This window comes from uncultured Shewanella sp., from assembly GCF_947491715.1.
GTDB lineage: Bacteria > Pseudomonadota > Gammaproteobacteria > Enterobacterales > Shewanellaceae > Shewanella.
This window is the reverse complement of record NZ_CANLKR010000121.1, coordinates 1-436: the sequence shown is the minus strand read 5'-3', so window position 1 is coordinate 436 and position 436 is coordinate 1. Positions and strand designations below refer to the sequence as shown.

The 436-nt window shown below is 45.6% G+C and carries 1 protein-coding gene; it reads right to left on the bottom strand.

From position 1 onward, the window contains the following. A partial coding sequence (locus Q0779_RS23775; protein ID WP_298776746.1) for an AMP-binding protein occupies window positions 1-436 on the bottom strand: 436 nt, incomplete at both ends.

Here is a 436-nt window from a genome sequence, read left to right as displayed (position 1 = left end):
TTGAGGGTACTCAGGGGAAATCGGCACATAAGCGCCGCCTGCTTTCAATACCGCCAGAATAGAAATGACCATCTCTAAGCTGCGGTCCAAATACAGTGCAATCAAGGTGTCAGGCGCTAATGGCTGATTGTGCTGAGCTTGATATTGGATGCGGATGTGATGCGCCAACTGATTAGCACGCGCATTGAGCTCAGCATATGTCAGCTGCTCATCGTCAAATTGATTATTGCTAAAAACGAGGGCGATATTATCCGGTGTTTTTTCCACTTGCGCTTCAAACAATTGCTGCAGTGTTTTATCTTGTGGATAAGGTGCGTCTGTGTCATTCCATTCCTGCAATAAGGTATGACGCTCTGCAACTGAGAGTAAATCAATCTTCCCTATTTCACTTCTCGGCTCATCGAGCAAAGCCACTAACGCTTGTTGATACATTTGA